16 protein-coding genes are annotated in these 21126 nt (G+C 53.5%); 15 read left to right on the top strand and 1 reads right to left on the bottom strand.

Annotated elements, in window-relative coordinates; all coding sequences use genetic code 11:
* Positions 1 to 9: 9 nt before the first annotated feature.
* The 6 genes from M3223_RS03035 (at position 10) to M3223_RS03010 (ending at position 7528) form a co-directional block, all read left to right on the top strand.
* Entirely contained in the window at positions 10 to 1590 is a 1581-nt protein-coding gene (locus M3223_RS03035) for a response regulator (protein WP_251558801.1), read from the top strand.
* 100 nt (positions 1591 to 1690) lie between these two features.
* Positions 1691 to 2617 (top strand): ABC transporter permease, encoded by a 927-nt coding sequence (locus M3223_RS03030; protein WP_251558799.1) that lies wholly within the window; start codon positions 1691 to 1693, stop codon positions 2615 to 2617.
* A gap of 18 nt (positions 2618 to 2635) precedes the next feature.
* Entirely contained in the window at positions 2636 to 3538 is a 903-nt protein-coding gene (locus M3223_RS03025) for a carbohydrate ABC transporter permease (RefSeq protein ID WP_251558797.1), read from the top strand.
* A gap of 66 nt (positions 3539 to 3604) precedes the next feature.
* Positions 3605 to 5194 carry a DUF3502 domain-containing protein gene (locus M3223_RS03020; RefSeq protein ID WP_251558795.1) on the top strand — a complete coding sequence of 530 codons (1590 nt, stop codon included), beginning with the start codon at positions 3605 to 3607 and terminating at the stop codon, positions 5192 to 5194.
* A gap of 84 nt (positions 5195 to 5278) precedes the next feature.
* Entirely contained in the window at positions 5279 to 6922 is a 1644-nt protein-coding gene (locus tag M3223_RS03015) for a right-handed parallel beta-helix repeat-containing protein (RefSeq protein ID WP_251558793.1), read from the top strand.
* 177 nt (positions 6923 to 7099) lie between these two features.
* Positions 7100 to 7528 (top strand): SRPBCC family protein, encoded by a 429-nt coding sequence (locus M3223_RS03010; RefSeq protein WP_251558791.1) that lies wholly within the window; start codon positions 7100 to 7102, stop codon positions 7526 to 7528.
* Here M3223_RS03010 and M3223_RS03005 read toward each other — a convergent pair.
* The gene (locus M3223_RS03005; protein ID WP_251558789.1) at positions 7525 to 8325 is read right to left on the bottom strand and encodes an AraC family transcriptional regulator; all 801 of its coding nucleotides are present in this window, start codon (positions 8323 to 8325) and stop codon (positions 7525 to 7527) included. The two genes, M3223_RS03010 and M3223_RS03005, sit on opposite strands and share 4 nt — an antisense overlap.
* 112 nt (positions 8326 to 8437) lie before the next feature.
* On the opposite strand from M3223_RS03005, the gene M3223_RS03000 reads away from it, so the two are divergent.
* The 9 genes from M3223_RS03000 to mraY all read left to right on the top strand — a co-directional run bounded on the left by M3223_RS03000 (position 8438) and on the right by mraY (position 21077).
* Positions 8438 to 9826, top strand: a complete 1389-nt coding sequence (locus M3223_RS03000) for a hypothetical protein (protein ID WP_251558787.1) — start codon at positions 8438 to 8440, stop codon at positions 9824 to 9826.
* Positions 9827 to 10150: 324 nt separating this feature from the next.
* A complete protein-coding gene (gene mraZ / locus M3223_RS02995) occupies positions 10151 to 10588 on the top strand; it encodes a division/cell wall cluster transcriptional repressor MraZ (protein ID WP_251558785.1) in 438 nt (145 codons plus the stop codon).
* A gap of 113 nt (positions 10589 to 10701) precedes the next feature.
* Positions 10702 to 11664 carry a 16S rRNA (cytosine(1402)-N(4))-methyltransferase RsmH gene (gene rsmH, locus M3223_RS02990; RefSeq protein WP_251558782.1) on the top strand — a complete coding sequence of 321 codons (963 nt, stop codon included), beginning with the start codon at positions 10702 to 10704 and terminating at the stop codon, positions 11662 to 11664.
* Between the two features lie 39 nt (positions 11665 to 11703).
* Entirely contained in the window at positions 11704 to 12090 is a 387-nt protein-coding gene (locus M3223_RS02985) for a septum formation initiator family protein (RefSeq protein ID WP_251558780.1), read from the top strand.
* Positions 12091 to 12093: 3 nt separating this feature from the next.
* Positions 12094 to 14391: a penicillin-binding transpeptidase domain-containing protein gene (locus tag M3223_RS02980; RefSeq protein ID WP_251558777.1), complete on the top strand. Its 2298-nt coding sequence runs from the start codon at positions 12094 to 12096 to the stop codon at positions 14389 to 14391.
* Between the two features lie 643 nt (positions 14392 to 15034).
* Positions 15035 to 16990, top strand: a complete 1956-nt coding sequence (locus tag M3223_RS02975) for a stage V sporulation protein D (RefSeq protein WP_251558775.1) — start codon at positions 15035 to 15037, stop codon at positions 16988 to 16990.
* A gap of 79 nt (positions 16991 to 17069) precedes the next feature.
* On the top strand, positions 17070 to 18548 hold the full coding sequence (locus M3223_RS02970; RefSeq protein WP_251558773.1) for a UDP-N-acetylmuramoyl-L-alanyl-D-glutamate--2,6-diaminopimelate ligase: 1479 nt from the start codon (positions 17070 to 17072) through the stop codon (positions 18546 to 18548).
* Positions 18545 to 20089 carry a UDP-N-acetylmuramoyl-tripeptide--D-alanyl-D-alanine ligase gene (locus M3223_RS02965; RefSeq protein ID WP_251558771.1) on the top strand — a complete coding sequence of 515 codons (1545 nt, stop codon included), beginning with the start codon at positions 18545 to 18547 and terminating at the stop codon, positions 20087 to 20089. The genes M3223_RS02970 and M3223_RS02965 overlap by 4 nt, the downstream gene beginning before the upstream one ends.
* Before the next feature lie 19 nt (positions 20090 to 20108).
* Entirely contained in the window at positions 20109 to 21077 is a 969-nt protein-coding gene (gene mraY, locus M3223_RS02960) for a phospho-N-acetylmuramoyl-pentapeptide-transferase (RefSeq protein WP_251558767.1), read from the top strand.
* Positions 21078 to 21126: the final 49 nt, after the last annotated feature.

Raw genomic sequence — 21126 nt, 5'->3', positions numbered from 1 at the left:
GCGGAAAAAATGGAAATTACAATACTGCTTGTGGACGACGAAGCGATCGATCTGGAATGGCTGAAGGTCAGGGTTGCCGGCAGCGGCCAAAGCTCGCTTCGGATAGCGGGAACGGCAAGGAGCGGATTCGCCGCGCTCAAAATCATGGAGCAGGAGCGGATCGATATTATTTTGTCCGATATCCGCATGCCGATCATGACCGGAACCGAGTTTGCGCATAAAGCCAAGGAAATCAACCCGTCTGTGCAAATTGTGTTTATTAGCGGGCATGAGGATTTTAGCTATGCCAAGGAAGCGATCAAGCTGAACGCATCCGGCTATTTGCTGAAGCCGGTAGAGGACAGCGAGCTGCAGGATACGATTGCCAAGCTATGCGCTAAAGTATTGGCGGACCGGGAAGCCAGCACGTCGGTAACGGAAGCGACGTCGCTCATGCAGCGCGAGGTGCTGCTGCGCTGGTTCCGCAGTCCCTCCCCGTGGCAGACCGATGAGCGGCGGCTGCGGTTTCTTGAGCCTCTCCTGCAGGGCGGAGCAGCGGCGGCGCTTATTGAGGTGGACGATTTGGAGCGCAAAACCCAGTCCTATACGCCGGAGCAGCAGCGGAAGCTTGCTTTTGACGTGGAACAATTCATTGCCGGATACGTGGAAACAGAACAGCTTGGCATCGCTATGAACGGATTGGATAATCGCGCCGTACTGCTGGCAACCTGCGGAGAGGAGCTGTATCGAACGGCATTGGAGGATATGATCCGTTCTTTTCGCGAACAATTTGATTTCACGATGACGATTGGAATCGGGCGGTTTGCCACGGAGCCGGAGGTGCTCCATGATTCGTTTGCCGAGGCGGAATCGGCACTGAATATGAAGTGGGTGTTGGGCAAAAACAAGCTGATTCTGCATCACGGATCCGACCTTAGCTTCAATACGGGACTTTCGGCACAAGCGGATGCCATCGTGGACGAGATGGTTCCCGCCATGCTGGAATATGATCTTGTCACCATAGACGACTGTTTAATTCGGCTATTCGGCCAGAGCGATACGGCGGCGCTGCCCAAAACGGCATCCTATGATCTTATTTTTCGCGTCACCTCCAAGCTTCATGCCGACCTGAAGAACATGGGAGAAAATCTGTACGAGCTGCTTAACTGGGAATCCCATATGCCGCTTGAACTATTCGAATTTGAGACGATTCAGGATTTGGTATCCTGGCTGCGCCGCCGGTTTTTCGAGGTATCCGAGCTGCTGTTCATGAAGCGGCGGAGGCAGGAGCGCAAGCTGATCGGCGATATTACCCGCTATGTGGAAGAAAGGCTGGAGCATAAGGTGACGCTGCGCGAGGTGGCGGCCAAGTTTGATTTTACGCCGAATTACTTGGGGCAATTATTTAAAGCTGAGACCGGCGTTGCGTTTAGCGACTTTCTGAACGATATGCGGATGAAGCGGGCCTGCGCGCTGCTCGACGATCCGCTCATGAAGGTGTACGAGATTGCTGAACGGATCGGATACAAAAATATCATCTATTTTAATCGCCAATTTAAGCAAATTATGGGCATGACCCCGGGTGAATACCGGAAAAAACATAAAATATAAACTTGCCATCGTAGAATTTGGTTTAGTTTTCGTTGCTCCGCTGAATTATGTTGAATCGTCTCGCTCTCTATAATGAAACCTAGAGAGAGGAGAGATCAGCATGAGAGAAAGAAAACACCAGTTTTGGCATGATGTGGTGAAAAACAGAACATTGCTTCTGATGCTGGCTCCCGCCGTACTGCTTTTCTTCTTGTTCAGCTACATTCCGATGAGCGGAATTGTAATCGCGTTCAAAAGATTCGATTATGTAGGCGGAGTATTCGGCAGTCCATGGGCCGGTTTGGACAACTTTAAATTTTTCTTTGAATCCGGCGATGCTTGGCGGGTAACCCGCAATACGGTGCTTTACAACCTCGGATTTATCGTTCTGAGCAACCTGATTCCGATGCTTACGGCTATATTGCTTTTTGAAGTAGGGGGCAAATGGTTTCGGAAAATTACGCAATCGCTTTTGTTCCTGCCTTACTTTATCTCTTGGGTTGTCGTAGGCTCCATTGCGTATAGCTTCTTCGCTTTTGATGTCGGTACAATCAACGGAATTTTGAAATGGGTCGGCATGGAACCGATCGACATTTACAATACGCCATCTTATTGGCCGGTTATCCTGCTGCTTGTTCACACCTGGAAATCCCTCGGATATGGCACGGTTATGTATCTGGCGGCAATTACGAGCATCGACAGGGAAATGTATGAGGCGGCAGATATGGACGGAGCGAACGTGTTCCAGCGTATCCGGAGCGTAACGATTCCGAATCTGTATCCTACGGTCATCATCCTGGTGCTTCTGGCCATCGGCAACATCTTCCAAGGCGACTTCGGCATGTTCTACAACATGGTTGGCAACAACGGACTGCTGTTCTCGTCCACCGACGTTATCGACACCTTCGTATTCCGCTTGCTTATGGGCTCCAACGAAATTGGAATGTCCGCCGCAGCAGGGGTATATCAGTCGGTGCTTGGATTCATTACGATTTTGCTGGCTAACTATGCTGTACGCCGCTATGACAAAGAACGCGCGCTATTCTGATTTAGGAGGGACTACTGCATGAGCGTAGCAACGATAAAACGGCAGGGCAAAGATAAAATTCTGCTGTCGATAATTGGATACACGACATTGATCATACTGGCAATTCTGTGCGTCATTCCATTCGTCCTTATTCTTTCCTCGTCGCTTACGGACGAAAACGCGATTCTGGTTAACGGATACAAATTCATTCCGTCGGTGTTCTCCCTGGAAGCATACAAGCTATTGTTTGAGCATCCGGAGGACATGCTGAGATCGTATGCGGTTACGATCTCGGTAACCGCCATCGGAACGTTTGTCGGCTTGTTCCTTACGGCAATGACTGCTTACGTTCTTTGCCGTAAAGATTTTAAATGGCGCAACGGCTTTACGTTCTACTTCTTCTTCACCACGCTGTTCAGCGGCGGCCTTGTGCCGTGGTATCTGCTGATCACGAACTATCTGCAATGGAAGGACACGCTGACGGTACTGATCGTGCCTTCGCTGATGAGCGTATTTTTCCTCCTCGTTATGCGGACGTTCATGAGCAGCATTCCGGAGGCCATTACGGAATCGGCCAAAATCGACGGTGCGGGAGATTTCCGGATTTTCCTCCAGCTCATTATTCCGCTTTCCAAACCGGCGCTGGCGACGATTGGCCTGTTTACCGCACTACGGTATTGGAACGACTGGTATATGGCTCTGTTGTTCATCTCGGATGACCGTCTGGCGCCGCTCCAGTACTACCTGTACAAAATGCTTGGCAATATGGAAGGGCTGCGCAGGGCGATGCTTGGTTCCGGCGGCGGCGTAGCGATCGATATTCCTGGTGAAAGCTTAAAAATGGCCATGACGGTTGTTGCCTGCGGACCGATCCTGTTCGCTTATCCCTTCATTCAAAAGTATTTTGTGCAGGGCCTTACGATTGGCGCAGTCAAAGGGTAACCACGGGGAAACCCGGTTTATCAATATAAGCATCACAATATAAATTCATCATTAGGGGGAAACAACATGTCTCAACGGAGTAAACGCAAACTCGGAATTACCCTGACAAGCGTGCTTGCAACAGCGTTGGTGCTTAGTGCATGCGGCGGCAACAACGCCGGCAACAATACCGGAGGAAACACTCCGGCAGCCAACAACACGGCGAGCAATTCGGCGAATACGGGCAGCGAAGGCCAATCCGGCGTTGACACTTCCCAGGAAGTGAAGCTGAAAATGGTGCTTTTGGGAGCCAAGCCAGCTGATTATGATCAAGTGTTTGGCGAAATGAATAAAATTCTTAAAGAGAAAATCAATGCAACGATTGAGGCTGAATTCCTGGCTTGGTCCGACTGGGGCCAAAAATATCCGCTGAAATTCGCGGCTAACGAAGATTTTGACATCATTTACACGTCCAACTGGGCGCAATATTCGGATCAAGCAACAAAAGGCGGCTTCCTGGAGCTGACGGATGACCTGCTTTCGAAATATGCACCGCAAACATGGGCGGCAATGCCAAAAGTGAAATGGGATCAAGCACGCATTGAAGGCAAAGTTTACATGATTCCTTCCAACAAAGCGAATGAGTTCACGGACAAGCTCGTTCTGATCCGCGACGATCTGCGCGAGAAATACGGCCTGGAGCCGGTTAACAGCCCGGAAACGTATGCAGCTTATTTGAAAGCGGTGGCAAAGAACGAAAAAGCGATGACTCCTTACGGCCTGGAGTCTGCTGAGACGACCAATCATAACCTTGACAAGCTTCTGCTCATTCAGAAGAACAACTGGAAAGAGTTCTCCGGTCTTCCGTTCTCCGTTAAAACGACGGATGAAAAAGCGCAAGTATTCAATATGTACGAAACGCCTGAGTTCGATCAGCTGCTGACGTACTACAAAGATCTTGCGGACAACGGCGGCTGGTCGAGAAACGCTCTTACAACGAAGGGCAGCACAACGGATGACTTCAAAGTTGGCAAGGTTGCCTCGATGACGCATAACGTAACGGCGCTTGGCGGAGTTTTGGCGGACGCTCAAAAAGCACATCCGGATTGGAAGCTCGCTCTCGTCGACCTGTCTCCGGAAAGCAATAAATCTGCCGCAATTTCCACGCAAAACGGTATGGCTGTTCACGCAACATCGAAAAACGCTGAGCGTGCTCTGATGGCGCTTGACCTGTTCCAAAACGACAAACAACTGCATGACCTTGCTATGTACGGCGTTGCAGGTGTGAACTTCACGCCTGAAGGCGATGACAAGTTCACGAAAACGGACAAATACGGCAACTACAACAGCTTCTCCAACTGGGCATGGACTTCTACGCTCGACCGCGTAGACAGCAACTACCCGCAAGTAGCGCAAGATGTTGAGAAGCTGTGGGCTGGCAAAGTGTACAACTACAAGCTGGAGTCGTTTGTATTCGACAAAACTAAAGTTGTAAATGAAGTAGCAAACGTAGGCAACGTAATGATGCGTTACCTGGTGCCGCTTGAGTACGGTCTCATCAAAGATCTGGACAAAGGCAAAGCCGATCTGATCAAACAAATGAAAGCGGCAGGCTCGGATAAAATCCAAGCCGAGCTGCAAGCTCAAATCGACGCTTTCCTTGCTCAACAAAAGTAATTGTATTAGAAGAACAGGATGCAAAGCGCCTCGGCGCTTTGCATCTTTGTTTATCTAGCTGCGGAAAAAAGGAGTGAAATGCGGATGCAAACAGGCGAAAACGTGTATGTAAAGGATTTTGACGGAAGTGATGATGCCGAGCGGATTCGGGCGGCGATCCGGCGAGCTATTGAAACGGGCGCTGAACGCGTTGTATTTGAGCCGCGCCGGTATTTGCTGCAAAGCACGGTGACGATTGAGACGGAGGGGTTCGCCCATGATGCCGGCAGCCCTGATGTTGGCGTCAAGGATTGCCATTTGACCGTAGTCCGAGCTAATAAGCTGACGCTGGAGGGAGCCGTGGATGAACGTGGGGAGCCGGCTACAACGCTGGTTGGCTTCAATGACGGGGAAATTCACGGTTATTTGCCTTCCATTCTGTGGTGCGAGGATAACGAGAGCCTTACGCTCCGCAATCTCGCGTTCACCCGCGAGCCGGAATTCGCTTCGGCCGGCGTTGTAGTCCGCAAGGACGATAGCACAATTGTGGTGAAAGTGTTTGAGGGCAACCCGTGCTTCGACACGATGGGAGCCTACTGCATGAACCGGTTCGACCCGCTTACCGGCAGTCTGATCGGCGAGAGCGTCACGTACGGCGGCGGAACCGACCAGCCCTTTGTGCTTACGGGCCAGCGGGAGCTCACCCTCGACAGCGCGGATGTTGCGGCAAAAGTTGGGGTTGGAGAGCATCTTTCCTGGCATCAAGGAGCGCGTACGGATTTTCAGACCTATTTCGGCCGCTGCAACAGCCTTGTTTTAGACAATATCCGTACGCGGAATGCGAACGGTTTTGCGATGCTGGCGGAGAGCTGCCGGGGCATAACAGCCGATAGGGTCGTTTTCCGCCCGGACGGCAACCGGCTGTTTACGGCGCCGCGTGACGCCTGGAAGCTGTTCAAATGCAGCGGCGAAATCGACATCCGCCGAATGGACATTGAAGGCGTACGGATGGACGGCCAGAACATGCACAGCAATTGGCTTGTGCTGAACGAGCTGCTGAGCCCGCGCGAGGCGGTATTTTTCTGTAAATATACGTTTGCTCCGCTGCAAACGGGAAGTGAAGTGGAGTTTCAAATCGGAGAGCTTGTTGAGCGGAACGTCATCAACGGCTGGAGTCATGCTGGCAAAGGCGACCACGGCAATTACTACCGTATTGAATTCGAGCGTGACCTGCCTGCAGCGGCAGTTACGGGGATGCTGGCTTCAGCGGCGTGCTGGGAGCCGGACCGGTACCTTTGCCAGGACTCCACGTTTGTCAACATAGCCGGAGCCGGACATTTGGTGCGGTACGACCATGTGACGATTATGAATTGTTTATACAAAAATACGATGAACCCCGGCATTTTGCTTGGCGCGGAGCTGCCCGTTCATTCGGAAGGCGGTCATGCGACTGATATTGTCATTAAAAACTGCGAATTTGATAACTGCGGCTTCTATCCAAGATACGATGCGGAAGGCTGCATCGGCATCCGTTCCGCAGGTTTTCAGGGCAAGCATAACCGCGACATTCTGATTGAAGGCAACGTCATGCGGAATTCAGCAATTGGCGTCCATGTCATTGACGGAGACGACGTAGTTATCGCGGACAACCGCTTTGACAACGTCGCTGTTCCCGTGCTGGTTGATCCCGTCGTAAACGGAAACGTAATCGAGCGAAACCATCGGATTATGCCGCTTCTCCGGACTTAATAGCGATTTAAAGAGGGAAAGAATGCTAAAAAACCTGGACTCCTTGCTGACCAAGGAATCCAGGTTTTTTTAACGAACCGGCAGGATAGTAATTCAAAAGAAATTATCGTATTCATCCTATGTTATCATCAGTATCAGTAGCAGTCGTAGATTAGTGCAGGCAGAAAGGAGTAAGCCATGGCAAATATCGAGCACTTGCAAACCGTACATGTTCCTGCGTCGAAGGTGTATGAAGCTTTAACCACCGCTGAAGGACTATCAGAAATATGGACCAATGAACTTATTATTCATAACCAGATTGGTTTTGTTAATGAATTTCGCTTCGGCAGCAATGACATAACGAAGATGAGAATAGATGAATTAATTACGAATCAAAAAGTCGTTTGGCAGTGTATAGATTCGGATCCGGAATGGATTGGTACGATTATTTCCTTTGATATTCAGGAGAAGAACGGGAAGTCGTATATAACTTTGCGTCATTCGAACTGGAAAGAAGTAACGCCATTTTACCGTTCCTGTAACTACAACTGGGCTATTTTCCTCTACAGTCTCAAATCTTATTGTGAAGATGGCGATGGCATCCCATATCATAAACGTAAGTTTTAAACATGAATCGTATGTGTTTTACGGTAAACGGACGGGTTCATCCCGAACGATTTTTTGAAGCTTTTGCTCAAATGATGCTCGTCGGCAAAGCCGCATCGCTCGGCAATGGCGGATAGAGGGAGCGGCGTTTTTTCCAGCAGCTGTTTCACCTTGTCCATCCGAACGCGAAGCACATAGTGGCTGGGCGTCATTTGGAATTCCTTGCGAAAAAGCCGGTTGAGCTGCACGGGGCTTAGGCCCAGCTCGTAGGCGGCCGCATTTACCGCCGGTCCGGCGTCCAGATGCTCCCTCAGCAGCTTCAGCGCCCGCCGGGCTAGCGGATTGTCGCTTGCCGGGATGGTAAGCGATTGTTGATGGGCCTCCATAACATGGAGCAGCCACAGATCGCGCAGCAAATGTTTGCGGTATTGTTGCGCGGTCAGGCTGTGATCGGACATCGACTCTCGCATCAGCGCAATGGTCGAGCGAAAGCGCCGCGTATGCTCGGTCCTGACCTTGCCGTCGGGTCCTGTAACCTCCTCCAGCCGAAGCGGTCCGCCCTCGTTCCAGTTGAAGCCGAAAAAGTGAAAGCTAAGCCCGCTCGTGACGCGTCGGAAAATCTTCTCCGGGGGCACGATGATCCAGTCGTTCCGCTCCGCTTTTAACCAAGGGGCCCCTTCGCCGAGCTGGTATTCAAAGCCCCCCTCATCCACGATAAATCCAGCCCAATGGAAGTATGTGTCATGTGGTTTCTCAAATTGGGGCGTTTCTTCGATAAAGGTGTAAAACATTAGGTCGGGCTCCCAATTCGGATTCATCGAGTAAACCTCCGCAGTGAAATAATATACAAGAATTATGATTACTCCTTACATTATCAAAGTATAACCTCAGATATACAATGATAACAAATGACAAGGAGGTTTTATCTCAATGACAACCCTCACCAAAACCGATTCCGCTGCTCCACTGGCAATTTCCGGCGTTATGCCGCATCTGAGCGTTTCCGCTACGATCGACGGACCGAAGTCCGAAACGGGCATAGGCGCCCTTATGCCTTGGGCGAACCGCCTCTGGTTCATCACTTATGTAGCCCATACCGACGGCACGGGCGGCGGCACGGGACTGTTTGAAGTAAACGAGCGTATGGAACTGACGAAGCGTCCTGAAAGCGTTGTCGGAACTTATGCAAACCGGATGATTCACAAAGGGTCCAACCAGCTGATGATGGGACCGCATTTTATCGATATCCACGGTAATGTAAGCACCGTTACGGAACTGGTTGGACATCGGTTGACCGCTTGTATGCCCCATCTGACCGATGAGAAAAACAAGCTGTACGTGCTGACGATGGAAGGCCTGCTGTTTGAGGTTGATGTAAATTCGCTTAAGGCAACTCAACTGTTCGATCTGCTCAAAGAGTTGAACGTATCCGAAAAATGTTACCCGCACTTTAAGGGCGGCTGGACAAAGGACGGTCGTGTTGTCATCGCGAACAACACCTACGATGAGCAAGAGTACCTTGGACAAAAGAGCGATGGTCGGCTCGCCGAGTGGGACGGCCAAACTTGGACCGTTCTGGAAGAACAGCCGTTTTGCGAAGTAACCTCCTCCGGCGAAGCGCCGCTGTTTGCGACCGGATTTGATAAAGCATCGGCGATCCTTAAAACGTTCATTAACGGGGAGTGGTCGACGTACCGCCTGCCAAAAGCGACTCAGGCGATGGACCATATGTGGTTTACGGAGTGGCCGCGCATCCGCGAGGTGGAAACCGAGCGCCTGCTGATGGATTTCCACGGCATGTTCTACGAAATGTCGCATAACGCTTTTGGCGGCAAAATTTGGGGCGTGCGTCCCATCAGCACCCATCTGCGCATGATTCCGGACTTCTGCTCCTGGAGAGGCATGCTCGTGCTGGCAGGCAACCAGGTCACGCCGATTATGGACTCCAATGCGCTGGCCGGCGAGCCGCAATCCAATCTGTGGTTCGGTAAAACCGACGATCTGTGGTCGTTCGGCAAACCGGCCGGCTGGGGCGGTCCTTGGTGGGAGACGGAAGTTAAAGCAGGCGTGGCATCCGATCCGTACCTGATGACCGGCTTTGACAACAAAGTGCTGCATCTTTCCCACGAATCTTCGGAGACGATCGCTTTTGACATCGAGATCGACTTCCTTGGCAACGGAACGTGGAAAAAGTACACCACAATTGACGTAGCGAACGGCTATGCCTTCCATGTATTCCCTGACGGCTTCAGCGCACATTGGGTGCGTATTGTGCCAAAAGCGGACTGCAAAGCAAGCGCGCACTTTATTTACTCGTAAAAGCCGCCTTCAGCTGCTGCAAAAATCCACCTTCGCTCTCCGAGCGGGGTGGATTTTTTTTGCTGTCAGCAGCCGCTTTTGTTTAGATGCTGCTTGCAAGCGTTAAGGGCTGAGACTGCATGTTACAAATAGACGCATATCGCGAACCCGATATACGAGTTCAATAGGGAAAAAGATTTATCTAAAGCAAAAAAAATAGGCTAAAAAGTTTATTAAAAACTCTCTCATTCAGCAGGAGAAGTGTGCGAAACGGCGAATACCAATTCCCAAGTGGGGGAAAGTGGGGCAAAGTGGAGATTTGGGGGAGAGAGGTGGGGAAGGCCGATGTTTCTTGGAGAGCACCAGCACAGCATGGACGACAAAGGCCGGCTTACGATCCCATCCAAATTCCGCGACAATCTGGGCTCCGCCTTCATTGTAACCCGCGGACTCGACAACTGCCTGTTTGTTTATCCGATGGAAGAGTGGAAACTGTTGGAGCAAAAAATCCGCCAGCTGCCTTTGATGAAGGCGGACGCTCGGGCGTTCAGCCGTTTTTTCTTTTCGGGAGCGGTAGAATTGGAGCTCGACAAACAGGGAAGGGTAAATTTACCCAGTCATTTAATGGAGTACGCGAAGCTGGAGAAAGATTGCATGGTTCTCGGCGTCTCCAGCCGGGTAGAAATCTGGAGCAAACCGGTATGGGAAGGCTACTACGAGCAATCGGAAGAAGCATTCAACGACATTGCCGAAAAGCTGGTTGATTTCGACATTCAATTCTAATTGCCCGGTTGCCATTTTGCCGTCATTGTCAACTTACGCCGCCCGGATCACAATTCCCGGGACTTTGTTTAAGCAGCTATGGTCAGTCACCAAGAAATCAGGAGGAAATCCCATTGTTTCATCACATTACGGTGTTATTGGAAGAGGCTGTGGATGGCCTCAATATTAAGCCGGACGGCATTTATGTCGACTGCACCCTTGGAGGAGCCGGACACAGCGAGCTTATCGCATCCCGTCTCGGTCCTAACGGAAGGCTTATCGCTTTCGACCAGGACGACTGGGCTCATGACAATGCCCGCATCCGGCTGGCTCCCTATTTGGATCGCGTAACGCTTGTCCGCAGCAATTTTCGTTATCTTCAAGAGCAGCTTATGCTGCTTCCCGAAGTGCCCAAGACGGAAGGCGTGCCGCAGGTAGACGGCATTCTGTTCGATCTCGGCGTTTCCAGTCCGCAGCTTGACGAGGCGGAGCGGGGGTTTAGCTATAATCACGACGCGCCGCTTGATATGCGGATGGACCGCGAATCGGAACTTACCGCCCATGAGATTATCAATACATGGGACGAGAAGGAAATCGCAAAAATTTTGTTCGTGTACGGAGAGGAAAAGTTCTCCCGCCAGATCGCCAAGGCTATCGTCAGACAGCGCGCCGCCGCGGAGATTATGACAACCGGAGAGCTTGCGGAGCTGGTCAAGTCGGGTATTCCCGCTGCAGCCCGCCGTACGGGAGGGCATCCCGCCAAGCGCAGCTTCCAGGCGCTGAGGATTGCCGTCAACGACGAGCTGAGAGCGGAGGAGGAAGCGCTGGAGCAGGCGGTTGCTTGCGCAGCTCCGGGCGGCCGCATATCGGTCATTACCTTCCACTCGCTGGAAGACCGGATTTGCAAACAGCTGTTTGCCGGATATTTGGCCAAATGCACCTGTCCGCCGGACTTTCCGCAGTGCGTATGCGGCGGCAAAGGCACGCTGAAGCTCGTCACGCGCAAGCCTCTTCTGCCGTCAGAGGCAGAGCTGGAAGCCAATCCACGTTCGCGATCCGCGAAGCTGAGAGTGGCGGAAAAACTTTTCGATCAATAAACAATCCTACTAATTCAAACCGCAGGAGGGGAACCCGCATTGGCGTACACGAATGGTAACTTGGCTTTGCAGCCCAAACGTAAACCGGAACAGCAGCCGGTAAAAGAAACAAAACGAGTCGTGAAGGTCCGGAGGATGATTCCTCCTTCGGAGATGCTTCGATACATGGCATCCGTGCTGGTAGTCGTTGGCGTGCTTGTGCTCATCATTTCCCGTTACGCTTCGGATTACCGGATGGAGCTTCAGATTAAGGAGCTCAACGCCAGCTACAAACAAGCGACTGTAGAAGTAAAGGTGCTGCAGGGCGAAGTGGCCAAGCTGTCCGACCCGGCCGTTATTTCCAAGAAAGCCAAGGAGCTCGGAATGGCTCCATCGGGAGATAACAACGATAAGGGCGAGGAAAACGGACAAGAGTCCGGGCGGTAACATATGGCGAATAACATGATGCAAGCAAATACCGTTAAGCGGATCAGATTGCGGACCGTTTTTGTCGGAGGGATCATAACCCTCCTTTTTCTTATTTTGATCAGCCGCATCTTCTGGGTGCAGGTCGTGAATGCGGATTTCTGGCTGGGTGAAGCCAAAAAAATATGGGCGGCGCAGGACACCATACCGGCGGAGCGGGGAACGATCAGCGACCGTAAGGGCAACATGCTGGCGATGAACGTTCCAGCCTATACGGTCGTGGTGAACCCGAAGCTGCTGGATGAGCTAGGCTTGGCCGAAGAGGCAGCCAAAGGTTTGTCCAAAATTATCGGCAAGCCGGAGCAGGAGGTTCTGGCGCAGACTACCGCTAAAAACAGCAAAGGCGTGCTTTTGCAATACCGAGAGCTGCGGCCCGAGGGCTGGAATATCGACAAGGCAAAAGCCGACGAGGTCATCGCCTTTCGGACGAGCCTGAAGGAAAGCTACGAGAAACAAGCCGATAAAAAAATTCGCGATACGGGTATCTCGCTTATCGAAGGCTCCAAGCGTTTCTATCCCAGCGGGTCTCTTGCCGCCCATGTATTAGGTTATGTCAATAAAGAGGGCAATCCGGTCACTGGCATGGAAGCGAACTATAATGAGCTTCTCCAAGGGACGGACGGCAAAATTGTCTACGAGAAGGACGGCAACCGCGTCCAGGTTGACAATGGGAATGCTGAATTTGTGCCAGCTGTGAACGGTAAGGATATGGAGCTGACGATTGACACGGAGATTCAGAACTTTTTGGAGGCGGCAATCAAGGAAGCTTACGACAAATATCAGCCGGACAGTATAACCGCTATTGCCGCTGACCCCAATACGATGGAGATTCTCGGCATGGGCAATCTGCCTACGTACAATCCGAATCAATATTCCAAGTACAACGTAGCCAGCCAGTTCAACCATGCGATTAGCTCTCTGTACGAGCCGGGTTCAACGTTTAAAATTTTAACTTTGGCCAGCGCAGTGCAGGAGGGCATATTTAATCCCAATGCGACTTATCAGTCCGGGTCGATCCAAGTGCCTGGCAAACGGATTCGGGATATCAAGCGCGAGGGCTGGGGCACGATTACTTATTTGGAAGGATTGAAACGTTCCAGTAACGTTTCATTTGTCAAGCTTGGCTATGAACAGCTGGGCAAGGAAAAGCTGGTCAAATATTTTCAAGACTTCGGTTTTGGCAAACAAACTGGCATTGAGATTAAAAATGAAGCAAAAGGCAGATTGGACATCGTTTATCCGCTTGAGGTTGCTGCGGCGACATTTGGACAAGGCGTCTCCGTCACGCCAATTCAGCAGGTTGCTGCAGTTGCTGCAGTCGCCAACGGCGGCAAGCTGATGAAGCCGCATATCGTCAAGTCGGTTACGGATCCCGCAACGGGCAAAGTAACGGAAACAAAGCCGGAGATGGTCCGTCAGGTAATCAGCGCCGAAACATCCCGCAAGGTGGGCGGTTATCTGGAGCAGGTCGTTTCCGACCAGGAAATAGGCAGCGGCAAAAATGCCTATATTCCGGGTTACCGCGTAGCGGGGAAAACGGGTACGGCGCAAAAAGCTGAGGGCAACGGGTATTCAACAGAGGATTATGTCGTGTCTTTTATCGGTTATGCTCCTGTCGATAATCCCAAAATTGTCGTTTACGTCATCATTGACTCGCCGAACGACTCGCTGGTAAGCGGCGGCAGGGCAGCGGCGCCGGTATTCAAAAAAATTGTCAGCAACAGCCTGCGTTATATGGGCGTTAAGCCTGATGCGACAGCGGAAGAGGCTGACGGCAAACAAGATCCGGTCACTGTGCCTAACCTGAAAGGATTCGGAGCTAAACAAGCGCAGACAGAGCTCAAGTCGCGCGGCATGGAATCCAAGGTAGTCGGCAAAGGAAGCAAGGTGCTGCTGCAAATTCCGGCGGCTGGCGCGGTGCTTGCCCAGAAGCAGAGGGTCTATTTGATAACGGAGGAAGAAAGCAAAATAACGCTGCCTTCGCTCACGGGTTTATCGCTTCGCGATGCGCTGCAGATATGCTCCTCAACCGGCAAGCGCTGCGTGACCGAGGGTGAAGGTTATGTGGTCAAACAAACCGACGCCAAGCTGAACGGCGAGCCGGTCGTTAAGCTGACGCTGCAGTCGCCAGGCGAAGAGAATGCTTCGGACGACACGGTAAAAAGTGACGGGAAAGACGGCGAAAAAGAAGAGTCGAAGGGCAATAAGCAAAACCAGACGAACGATAAGGACAAAAAAGAAGATGCGGACCCGCCGGGGTGACTTGGCTCGCGGCTGGAAGAGTGATAAACGGATTGCAGGATAAAAGAGTTTGCGGGACAAGCCCGCTGCACGGACGAGCCCTTCTTCCGATTCCTCTGGAGCCCCGGATTCCTTGATTCCACTTCCCCTTAGGGGAAGGAATCCGCGCCTCCAAGGGAACCGCTGCCGCTTCTCCAGAAGGGCATCGTCCGCTCCGCTGACGTCCCGCCAAGGCCCGCCTGCTCCCCCTTTATTAATAAAGGGGGAGCTCAGCGCCAGCTTCATCTTTGGCGCTGCGCTAAGGGCGAAATCGTTGCCGCAGCTGTAAGCGGCTGAATGAATCAGTACGGCCTAGAGCGCCTGGGAACGGCGCGCTCTGCGATCAAGCGGGACCCTTCAGTGAAACAAGAAGCGGCAGCGTTCGCCTTTGAAGTCGGATTTCCACCGTTCTGGAGCAATTCATTCAAGGAAATCTGAGTTCAACAGCGATCGGAGGGCCGGCCTTTGGCGCAGCGGTTTCTTTTCACTGTCAGTGGTTGGTTTTAGCATCCGCCTCTTGAACTAGGCTAGCTCGTTCTACCGATGAGCGTTTCCGAATAGGGTAACATGTACGGACAGACTGTACCTGTCCACCCTAGAAGAAACGTGAGAGGGGAACGAGCGGATGAAAGTTTCCAATGTCACCTTGCGCCGCCGCCTGTTCTTGGCGCTGGTAATCGTTTTGATCGGGTTCGGCGCGCTAATTGTGCGGCTGGGCTACGTTCAGCTGGTGCGGGGAGGGGAGCTTTCCGCCAAGGCGGAAGATAACTGGCGACGCCAGGTTGATTTTGCATCCCGGAGAGGCGATATTACGGATCGTAACGGCGAAAAGCTGGCCTACAACATCAGCTCGCCGACGATCGTGGCGATTCCTGTCCAGATTAAAGACAAGGAAGGCACTGCCCGCAAGCTGGCTCCGGTGCTCGGCGTTTCCGAGGAGAAGCTGCTCGGCCTGCTGAAGAAAAGAGCGAGCAGCGTGTTCATCAAGCCGGAAGGCCGCAAAATATCGCTGGAAAAAGCGATGGAGGTCCGCAAGCTTGAGCTCCCGGGCATCGTCATTGCAGAGGACAACAAACGTTATTATCCATTCGGCGAGCTGGCCTCCAGCATTTTGGGCATTACTGGAGTTGACGGCGGTCTGACCGGCGTGGAGAAAAAATACGACAGTTATTTAAAAGGCGTTAAAGGCAGCGTTTCCTATCTTTCCGATGCGAGCGGCCATCTGATGCCCGGCTCGACCGACAAGCTTTCGGAGCCGACGGACGGTTTGAACCTGCAGCTGACGATTGACCGGCAAATCCAGAGCATCATCGAACGCGAGCTGGACCAGGCGATGACAAAGTATAAGCCGAATAATGCTATCGCGATTGCGATGGACCCGAACACCGGCGAGGTGCTTGGCATGGCAAGCCGCCCGACGTTTGAGCCCGGCAAGTACAATGAATACCCTGCTGAGGTGTACAACCGCATTTTGCCGATCTGGATGACGTACGAGCCCGGATCTACGTTTAAGATCATTACGCTGGCTGCAGCGCTTGAGGAAGGCAAGGTTAACCTGAAAAATGAGCGCTTTTTTGACCCAGGGGCGGTAGAGATCGGCGGAGCCCGGCTTCGCTGCTGGAAAAAAGGCGGGCACGGAAGCCAGACGTTCCTTGAAGTTGTGCAGAATTCCTGTAATCCGGGCTTTGTTGCTCTTGGCAATCGGCTTGGCAAGGAGACGCTATTCAAGTATATTAAGGACTTCGGCTTTGGGAAAAAGACGGGTATCGACATCGGCGGCGAAGAGAACGGAATTCTGTTTAAGCTTAACCAGGTAGGCCCGGTGGAGCTGGCAACGACCGCTTTTGGTCAGGGCGTATCGGTAACGCCGATTCAACAGATTGCGGCGGTTTCAGCAGCGGTAAACGGCGGCACGCTTTACAAGCCGCAGTTAGCCAAAGCCTGGGTTAATCCCGAAACCGGCGAGGTTGTGGAGCAAGTCAAGCCTGAAGCGGTGCGCAAGGTCATCTCCGAAAAGACTAGCGCCCAGGTACGCGAAGCGCTTGAAAGCGTCGTGGCGCTCGGTACGGGCGGCAACGCTTTTCTGGACGGCTACCGGGTAGGCGGCAAAACGGGCACGGCGCAAAAGGTTATTAACGGCCGCTACTCATCGAGCGAGCATATCGTCTCGTTCATCGGCGTCGCTCCGGCTGACAATCCGCGCATCGTCGTGTATGTGGCCGTCGACAATCCGCAGGGCATCCAGTTCGGCGGCGTTGTAGCCGCTCCGATCGTAAAGGGCATTATGGAGGATTCGCTTCAATATATGGGCGTTCCCAAGAGCTCGAAGCAGATCGGCAAAAAATACAAGTACGGCGAGACGGCAATGGTCACCGTGCCTAATCTCGTCGGCAAATCGGTATCGGATATTTACGAGGATATGAATATGAACTTTAATCTCGCTTCCGCAGGCAGCGGGAACACGGTTATCCGTCAAGCGCCGGAAGCGGGCGCGCGAGTGGACAAAGGCTCGACCATCCGGATTTATTTGGGAAGCGACGCCGACCTGCCTCCGTCTGCCGGAGATGGACACGGCCATTAAAAGGCTGGTGAATACAAAGCCTTTGCGGAGCGGGTATTTTCATTGAGCTTTTAACGCATTCAGAGAGGAGAGAGCAGAGATGCGTTTGGAACAGTTGGCATCACAGCTAAGAACCGCCCGTCTCATCGGAGACGGAGCGACGGAAATTACTAGAGTAGAGAGGGATTCCCGGGCGGTAAAGCCCGGGGACCTGTTCCTTTGCCTGCCGGGCCATACGGTCGACGGGCATGATTTTGCGGCTCAGGCGGTCGCTGCCGGAGCGTCCGCGCTTGTGGTGGAGCGCCCGCTGCAGCTGGACGTGCCGCAGCTTGTTACAGGCAGCAGCCGCCATGCGATGGCGGTGCTGGCGGATTATTTTTACGGACATCCGAGCCGCTCCTTAAGCGTAATCGGCGTGACGGGAACAAACGGCAAAACGACGACAACCTATCTCATTGAACGCATTCTTGCCGACAACGGCTCCCGCCCTGGCGTTATCGGAACAATCGAGATGCGCTATGCGGGACAGTCTTATCCGATGAGCGGCACGACGCCGGAAGCGCTGGATTTGCAGCGGGATCTGGCAGCGATGCGGGATGCCGGCACGACCCATGTTGCGATGGAGGTATCCTCCCATGCGCTGGAGCAGGGCCGGGTTAAAGGGGTTCATTACCGGACCGCCATATTTACGAATTTGACGCAGGATCACCTGGACTATCACGGGACGATGGACGTTTACCGCGAAGCCAAGGGCCTGCTCTTCTCGCGTCTTGGCAACAGTTACGGCAACGAAAGCTCTTTTGCTGTGCTGAATGCCGACGATCCGGCAGCGGAGCGTTACAAGCAGCTGACGGCTGCGGAAGTTGTCACCTATGGCGTGGACTCGCCTGCCGATGTGCAGGCATCCAATATTCGCATTACAGCGGGCGGCACCTCTTTCCACGTAAGCAGTTTTGCCGGGGAGACGGATATCACGCTGCAGATGGTCGGCAAGTTCAATGTGTATAACGCTCTCGCCGCCATTAGCGCCGGGCTGCTGGAAGGCGTTTCGCTGGAGGCTGTAAAAGCGAGTCTGGAGTCCGTACCCGGAGTGCCGGGAAGGGTGGAATCGGTTAATGCCGGGCAGGATTTTGCCGTCATCGTCGATTATGCGCATACGCCGGACGGTCTGGAAAATGTGCTGAAGGCCGTGCGCGAATTCGCCGAGCATCGCGTCATTACCGTATTTGGCTGCGGCGGGGACCGCGACCGGACAAAACGTCCGATTATGGGCGAAATCGCATCGCGGTATTCCGATTACACCATTGTTACCTCCGACAATCCGCGCACGGAAAATCCGGAGACGATTTTGCTCGATATCGAAGTTGGACTGCAGAAGGCGAATGTGCCGCAGGAGCGCTATGAGCTTCAGGTAGACCGCCGTGCAGCCATTGAAAAAGCGGTTGAAATGGCAAGCCCCGGAGATGTAGTATTGATTGCGGGGAAGGGCCATGAAACCTATCAGATTATCGGCAAGGTGACGCATGATTTTGATGACAGGCTGGCCGCCCAAGACGCTATAAGGGGAATCCGCAATTGATAACACGCAAGCTTAGTGAAATCGCCGAGATGAGTTCGGGCCGCATGGGGCCCGGTTACATAAATACGCCGGAGGAAGCGGCCGAAGGAGAGCATGCCGGAGGCCTGCCTCCCGGCGGCTGGCGCGATCCGCTTATAAAGGGAGTTACGACCGATTCGCGCAGCGATTGCGCGGGAGCTCTGTTCGTCCCGCTGTGCGGGGATTCGTTTGACGGACACGACTATGTGGAGGCAGCGTTCCGCCAAGGTGCGGCAGCCGCATTCTGGAGCCTGGACCATGAGCTGCCGGTCTCGCTGGCGGGCAAACCGCTCGTGCTGGTGGAGGATCCGCTGGAGGCGCTGCAAAATCTGGCGTCCGCCTACCGCAGCGAGCTAAGCGCCATTATTATTGGCATTACGGGCAGCAACGGCAAAACGACGACAAAGGACATGACGGCAGCCGCGCTTGGCTCTGTCATGCGCGTGCATAAAACGGCCGGCAACCTTAACAATCATATCGGCCTGCCGCTCACCGTTCTGGCGCTTTCGGAGAATACGGAAGCCGCAGTCCTGGAGATGGGCATGAGCGGCCTGCGTGAAATCGCGCTGCTGACGCAGATTGCCAAGCCGGATATTGCGATTATTACGAATATCGGCGACGCTCATTTGCTGCAGCTGGGTTCGCGGGAGATGATCGCCCGCGCCAAAATGGAAATTGCCGAAGGGCTGCAACCCGGCGGATTGCTGCTGGTGAGCGCCGACGAGCCGCTCATTGCGGCGGAGCTGTCGCGCGCCACGCTGCCGGAGGGCGCGCAGGTGCGCACCTTCGGCGCTTCGCCGCGCAGCGACTGGCGCGGAGCCGGCATCGAGATCGGCGCGCTGTCCAGCAGCTTCACCATCAAGGTCGGCCCTGCGGCAGGATTCCGTCTGAGCTCCGCTCCGGCTCAGGCGGCGGCGCTGACGGAGAGCTGCGAAGCAGGAGGCGAGTGTTTCCCTCAGGTTCGCATCGATATTCCGGTTCCGGGCGGCCACAACGTGCATAATGCGCTGGCTGCGATTGCTGCCGCGACGGCCTGCGGCGTTCCCGCCGAAGCCATTGCTGCAGGGCTGCGCACGATGAAGCTGACCGGCATGAGAATTCAGCCGGTCGCCGCTGCGGGCGGAGCAATGATTCTGAATGACGCCTACAACGCCAATCCGACGGCGGTGCGTGCGGCCGTGGACCTGGTCGCCGGACTGGACGGCTACCGCCGCAAATGGATCGTGCTCTCCGATATGCGGGAGCTTGGCGATACGGAGGAAGAGCTGCACCGCAGCACAGGCGCTTATATAACGCCTGACAAAGCGGATGCCGTGTATACTTGCGGGGATCTGTCGGTGTTTACATCGCAGGGAGCCGCCGAGTCGTTTGGGCCGCTTGCCGCGCAGGCAGTGCGCCATTTTGACTCGCAGGAGCAATTAATTGAAGCGTTAAAAGCGGAGCTGGACGCCAGCGATCTGGTGCTTGTCAAAGGCTCCCGCTCGATGCATATGGAAAGGGTCGTAGAAGCGCTCCAGCGCTGATGCGGCAAGGTGGAAGGCAATGGACATGTTGGTCATCTTAATGACAATCGGGGTTTCATTCCTGCTCTCAGTCATACTGGGACCGCTCTGCATCCCGCTGCTGCGCCGTTTGAAATTCGGACAGCAGGTACGCACGGACGGGCCGCAGACTCATCTCAAAAAGTCGGGAACCCCGACGATGGGCGGCATCATTATTTTGCTGGCGGTGACTGTCGCTTTTTTACGCTTTTCCGAAAAAACGACGGAGTTCTGGGTGCTCCTCATCGGCGCGCTCGGCTTCGGGCTTGTCGGTTTTATGGACGATTACATTAAAATTGTGATGAAGCGCTCGCTTGGCCTGACAGCGAAACAGAAGCTATTCGGGCAGCTGCTGTTCAGCATTATCGTGTGCGTGCTGCTATACCAGATGGATCACAGTACGGCAATCGGCATTCCAGGAACACATTTCAGCCTGGATTTTGGATGGTTCTATTATCCGTTTGTCATCATTATCTTTTTTGGCACGACCAATGCGGTGAACTTCACCGACGGGGTGGACGGCCTTTTGGCCGGTACGAGCGCTATCGCTGCGGGCGCATTTACGATTATCGCCATGCAGGCGACGGAGCATGAGAGCGCCATTTTTACAGCCGCCCTGGTCGGCGCGGTACTTGGCTTTCTTATTTTTAATGCGCATCCCGCCAAGGTGTTCATGGGAGATTCGGGCTCGCTCGGCATCGGCGGCGGACTGGCGGCAGCGGCGATTCTGACCAAAACGGAAATTTTGCTCATTCTGATCGGCGGCGTTTTTGTCATCGAAATGATTTCCGTTATTCTGCAGGTCGGATCGTTCAAGCTGCGCGGCAAGCGAATTTTCCGTATGAGTCCGATTCATCATCATTTTGAGCTGTCGGGATGGTCGGAATGGAAGGTCGTTACCGTGTTTTGGGCTGTCGGACTTGTGTTTGCAGCAGCCGGTCTGGCGCTTTACCGCATTAGCGGAGGCTGAATTTCATTTTTTACGCAAACGGCCAGCCGTCCTCCGGGACGGCCAAGCC

Source organism: Paenibacillus pasadenensis, from assembly GCF_023715725.1.
GTDB classification, from domain to species: domain Bacteria; phylum Bacillota; class Bacilli; order Paenibacillales; family Paenibacillaceae; genus Paenibacillus_O; species Paenibacillus_O pasadenensis_A.
This window is presented reverse-complemented; position numbering and strand designations above follow the sequence as displayed.